5 protein-coding genes are annotated in these 5269 nt (G+C 59.3%); 3 read left to right on the top strand and 2 right to left on the bottom strand.

The annotated features are described in order from the left end of the window. From O4G74_RS15930 to O4G74_RS15920, 3 genes are all read left to right on the top strand, one after another. A partial coding sequence (locus O4G74_RS15930; RefSeq protein ID WP_269403509.1) for an efflux RND transporter permease subunit occupies nucleotides 1-2952 on the top strand: 2952 nt, incomplete at its 5' end. Continuing rightward, a complete protein-coding gene (locus O4G74_RS15925; RefSeq protein ID WP_119380606.1) occupies nucleotides 2936-3184 on the top strand; it encodes a hypothetical protein in 249 nt (82 codons plus the stop codon). The genes O4G74_RS15930 and O4G74_RS15925, both read left to right, overlap by 17 nt. Further along, nucleotides 3168-4100, top strand: coding sequence for a cation diffusion facilitator family transporter (locus O4G74_RS15920; protein ID WP_269403508.1), 933 nt, complete (start codon nucleotides 3168-3170; stop codon nucleotides 4098-4100). The genes O4G74_RS15925 and O4G74_RS15920 overlap by 17 nt, the downstream gene beginning before the upstream one ends. Nucleotides 4101-4450: 350 nt before the next feature. Here the strand turns inward: O4G74_RS15920 and O4G74_RS15915 are convergent, their stop codons facing one another. Next, nucleotides 4451-4645, bottom strand: coding sequence for a DUF3147 family protein (locus tag O4G74_RS15915; protein ID WP_233350562.1), 195 nt, complete (start codon nucleotides 4643-4645; stop codon nucleotides 4451-4453). Between the two features lie 227 nt (nucleotides 4646-4872). Next, nucleotides 4873-5269: MerR family transcriptional regulator (locus tag O4G74_RS15910; RefSeq protein WP_269403507.1), on the bottom strand; the 397-nt coding region annotated here is incomplete at its 5' end.

Raw genomic sequence — 5269 nt, 5'->3', positions numbered from 1 at the left:
CTGTCGCCCGAAGAGGTCGAACGCTATGTCACCTATCCGATCGAGACGGCCATGTCCGGCCTGCCCAAGGTCGACGAAATCCGCTCGACATCGAATTTCGGTCTGTCCGTCATCAATATCTATTTCGAGGATGGCACGGACGTCTATTTTGCCCGTCAGGTCGTAGGCGAACGCCTCGGCGAAGCCAGCGAAGCGATACCCGAGGGTTTTGGCACTCCGAAGATGGGGCCGATTTCGACCGGCCTCGGCATTATCATGTATTACCGTCTTGTGGATGAGACAGGCGAGCGATCGCTGGTCGAGCTGCGTGAGATCGCCGACTGGATGATCAAGTATCCGCTCCAATCCGTCGAGGGCGTGACAGAGGTGCTGTCGCTGGGCGGGTTTGAAAAACAGTACCAGGTCCGTCTCGATCCTGATCAACTGACCTCCTACGATCTCAGCGTCAGCGAGGTCATCGCTGCCCTGGAAAGCGCCAACCGAACAGCCGGCGCCCAATTCATCGAAATTGGTGCCGAACAGTACACGGTGCGCGGGGTCGGGCTCGCTCGAACCCTCAATGATCTCCGTGAAACGCCGGTCAAAACGGTGGATGGGCGAACGGTCCGCGTCAGCGACCTCGGTGATGTCGCGATTGGCGGCGGCGTGCGGCAGGGGCTCGCGACCGCAAATGGCGAAGGTGAGACCGTCGCCGGTCTCGTCCTGAAACTTTATGGCACCAACACATCGGAGGTGATCGAGAACGCACAGGCGCGTTTCGCTGAGATCAACCGATCGCTTCCTGACGGTGTGAAAGCCGTTCCGTATTATGATCAGGGTACGCTGGTGAAAAAGGCGGCCACAACGGTGACGACCGCGCTCTGGCAGGGCGCCCTTCTAGTCGCCGTGATCGTCTTCCTGTTTCTTGGCGGCTGGCGGCCAAGCCTGGTCGTCGTCATGGCCATCCCCTTCTCCGTCGGCTTTGCTTTCATTGCCATGAACATCCTTGGTATCGGGGCCAATCTGATGACACTGGGCGGGGTCGCGATTGCCATCGGTATGATGGTCGACGGGGCCATCGTTATCGCTGAGAACGTTGATCGCGGCTTGCGTGAACGACGAGAAGGCGAAGACAGCAGGACGACAGTTGCACGAGCGAGCGCCGAAGTGATCGCGCCGCTGATTGCTGCCGTCCTCGTGGTGATCATTGTCTTCCTGCCGCTCTTTTCGCTACAGGGCACTGAAGGCAAGACGTTTCGGCCGCTCGCCGCTTCTGCCGCGCTCGCCATGACAGGGTCGCTGATCTATGCCGCGCTCATCGCTCCGGCGATGGCGCTCGGCCTCATGCGTCCGCCCAAGAGCAATAGCCAGGAGAGCGACAGCCGGCTTGTTTCGCTGATCAAGCCGCTTGCGGCCTTCTTCGTCCGGCGACGTCTCGCGGCGGTCGGGCTAGCAGGCGTCCTGCTTCTGGTTGGGGGCCTCTCAGCGACACGCCTTGGCTCGGAGTTCACGCCTGCGCTGGAGGAAGGCGATGTCCTGTTGCGTGTGACGATGGCGCCGTCCATCTCGCTAACCGAAGCAAAGGAAACGTCGACCCGCATCGAGACAAGACTGCTTGAAGCCTTCCCCGAGATCAGTTCCATTATCAGCCGGATCGGCCGTGGGGAAGTCGGCGCGCATGCCGACCCGGTGAACAGTATCGAGGCCTTCGTGGCGCTCAAACCCCGAAGCGAATGGCGCGATGGCATCAGCCCGGACGAACTCCGTGCGTTGATCTCCGAGAATCTCGGCGGCTTTCCAGGCGTCAGGGTCAATGTCGGCCAGCCGATCGCGATGTCGGTTGATGAACTCCTGACCGGCACAAAGGCGCAGCTGGCGGTCAAGATCTTCGGGCCGGATACGGAGGTTCTGCTGGAAGGCTCGCAGGATTTGCAGGCGATCTTGCAGGAGGTTCCGGGAGCCACAGACGTCCAGGCCGATCAGATCACCGGCGCGCCTCAGCTTGTGGTCTCGCTCGACCGTCCGGCGCTCGGCCGGTACGGCCTGAGTGTCGAGGAGGCGCTTGACGCCCTGCGTTCAGGTGTTGGCGGGGCAGAGGCTGGCGCCGTTTTCGAGGGGGTGCGCCAGTTCCCCGTGATCGTGCGTTATGCCGAGGAGGACCGCGACACGCCCGCTGCCATCGGACGGATCATTCTGGAATCGTCCAGCGGCGCACGGGTTCCACTCGAAAGCGTAGCAGACATCCGGGAGATCGTCGGTCCACGTCAGATCACGCGCGAGAATGGCGAGCGCTTCATCACCGTCCAGCTCAATGTGAGAGGACGCGACATCGGCAGCTATGTCGCGGATGCGCAGGCGGCGGTGGCGGGCCAGCTTGACTTACCGGCCGGTTACCGCGTCGAATGGGGCGGGCAGTTCGAACTCCAGCAAGAAGCGAATGCGCGATTCGCGGTGGTGATCCCGATCACGCTCGGCATCGTGTTCCTAATTCTGCTATTGACGTTCGGGCGGATGAAATCAGCCATCCTGATCCTGCTCAACATTCCGCTGGCGCTGACCGGCGGCGCGATGGCGCTCTGGGTTGCGAGCCTGCCGATCTCGGTGCCCGCGACGGTCGGCTTTATTGCCCTGTTTGGCATCGCGCTCGGCAATGGCATGGTGCTGGTCAGCTTCATGGATGATTTTGCCAGGGAAGGCCGGGGCCGCGATGAACTTGCCGTCGAGGCGGCAGGCTTGCGGGCACGTCCTGTTCTGATGACCGCCCTTACGACGGCGCTCGGCCTTGCGCCACTGCTCTTCGCGAGTGGTGTCGGTGCTGAAGTGCAGCGGCCACTGGCCACGGTCGTCATGGGCGGGCTGGTCTCATCGACCGTGTTGACCTTGCTTGTCCTGCCAGCCCTTCACCGCTGGTTCGCACCGAAGCCCGACGCGCACCATTCCTTGTTGGAGGCCGAGCATGTTCATCCATCGTGAACTTCGCGTTGCGGTCATGTCGATTTCTCTCGCAGCCCTGGCGGGCTGCGGGAATCTCGGCAACGCGATGGTGTCCCTTTCAAGTGAGCAGGCGGCCAAGGTGCAGGAAGAATGCGGCCTGATACCATCAAAGAGCCGTGTCAAAAACGCGGTACACGCGCGGCGACGCGCGTATCTCGAATGCAAGCGCAAGGTGCTGGAAGAGGAGGCCGATCATGAGCCACGCACATGAACATGACAGCCTTGATCCCAAAAGCGGTGATCGCCGGGTCTCCATTGCTATCTGGGCAAACGCACTACTAACCGTTGGGCAGGTTGTCGGGGGGATTCTCTCCGGCAGCCTCGCGCTCATCGCCGATGCTCTGCACAATTTCTCTGATATGGCGTCGCTCGTCATCGCGTTCGCTGCGCGCAAGATTGCGCGGCGACCGGCTGATGAGCGGATGACCTTTGGGTATGGCCGCATCGAGATCGTCGCAGCCCTGATCAATTATACATCTTTGACCATCATCGGCCTCTATCTGATCTATGAGGGTGTCATGCGGATCATTGATCCCCCCGCCGTTGGCGGCTGGACGATCGTTATTCTTGGCGGTGTTGCGCTGGTCATCGATACGCTGACAGCCCTCCTGACCTATTCGATGCAGAAAGGGAGCGTGAATATCCGGGCGCTCTTCCTTCACAACCTTTCGGATGCACTCGCATCGGTAGCCGTGGTTGCAGGCGGAACGCTCATCCTCCTCTATGACTGGAGACTGGTCGATCCGCTCGTGACGATCGGTATCGCGGTATACATTCTCTATCTGTCGTTCCGTGAAATTGGCGGGCCGATCCATATGTTGATGCTGGGTAGCCCACCCGAGATCGACAATGCCGCCGTCGTGGAAGCGATGCGAAGTGTCGATGGCGTTGCGGACGTTCACCACGTGCATCTCTGGCAAATGCAGGAACACGAGACGGCGCTCGACTGTCACGTCGTTGTGTCTGAACAAAACTGGTCGAGCATCGAGATCATCAAGGCGGCAATCAAGGAGCGTTTGAATCAGCGCTTCGGTATTGGTCATTCAAGCCTTGAGTTCGAGCACGAAGATCATGTCCACCGAAACGCCGATGTTTACGGGCATTCGAATTCTCAGCGAAAGGCGTGATCCTGTACTTGCCGGTACACTGCCAGAATACAATGGGTCTTACCGGGGTTGCGTGGGAAGGCGAGCTGTTCAAACGTGAGATCCAGCGGGTTCGTGTCTTGCTGACGTGTCTGGAAGCAGTGGCATTTGTGCGCTCGTCCCGTTTATGAGGCTTGATACAAGGCTGAAAGACTAGTTTCGAACGTGAGCGGAGTGGCTGAATGTACTAGTTGCTGAGCTCTAGTCCTAGCCTGGGCAGTATCAAGATCATCGTGAAGTAGAGCACAATTTTTATCGCTGTTCCCAAAATCAAGGCGCCATAAAAGGGAATGCCTCGGTCGAGCAGCCATGGGATAAGAAGGAAGGACATATCAGAATATGGCAGCGGAGTGGGCCGCCTGCCGGGATGTGTCTTCAGTGTCGCGCCACAGCCATATCACGCCCAGGACCGATACGAGAGGAAGTGAGGCCACAAGTGCCGCGAAGCCTGGACTGCGTTTTCCGATTTCGGAAATGGCGACGATGAGGATGGCTGAAATTACAGCCTTGATAAAAAGGTAGAACAATTTTGTCTCCGGCTCATGGTTCCGCGAGATCAACCCATGGGAAATGGCAGCCGCTCAAGTGGCGGTGAAGGCGAAAGCTCATTGTGACGGCCTGCTTCTGGCTTATCGAGTGTCGTGAGCGTGGGATCAACTGAACACGGCACGGGCGTGAGCCATGAACACGACTATAAAGAGGCAAGCCGCTTCTGACGTCGGTAAGACAACGCTCTTGGTACCGGCCCTTTTTATCAGCGATCTTCGAACAGTTTGTCGGTGAGTGCGCAATCAGGTGTTTCAGCGCCGGTGCAACCAGCCATGATCTCGCCGAGCCGCCGATCCATTTGTCTCAGATCGGCGATGCGTTTGCGGATATCGCCACGATGTGCTTCTGCCAGCGCACTGACCTCTGCGCAGCTCGGCCTGCCATCATTGATGCCAAGCAGTGAGCGTACATCTTCCACCGAGAAGCCGAGACTGCGGGCCCGCAATATGAAACGCAGCCGTACCTGGTCCCCATTCGAATACAGCCGGTGGCCACTGGCAGTGCGGGCTGGATCGGGCAGCAGGCCGATCTTTTCATAATAGCGGATCGTTTCAAGATTGCAGCCGAGCCGCCCGGCCAGTTCAGCCCGTTTGAGTGCTGCT

The sequence above is a fragment of the Henriciella marina genome, assembly GCF_027213945.1.
GTDB lineage: Bacteria > Pseudomonadota > Alphaproteobacteria > Caulobacterales > Hyphomonadaceae > Henriciella > Henriciella marina_A.
This window is presented reverse-complemented; position numbering and strand designations above follow the sequence as displayed.

Excerpts from the sequence above, each read along its gene's own strand:
- O4G74_RS15920 (WP_269403508.1), top strand. The coding sequence starts at position 3,168 with ATGAGCCACGCACATGAACATGACAGCCTTGATCCCAAAAGCGGTGAT.
- O4G74_RS15925 (WP_119380606.1), top strand. The coding sequence starts at position 2,936 with ATGTTCATCCATCGTGAACTTCGCGTTGCGGTCATGTCGATTTCTCTC.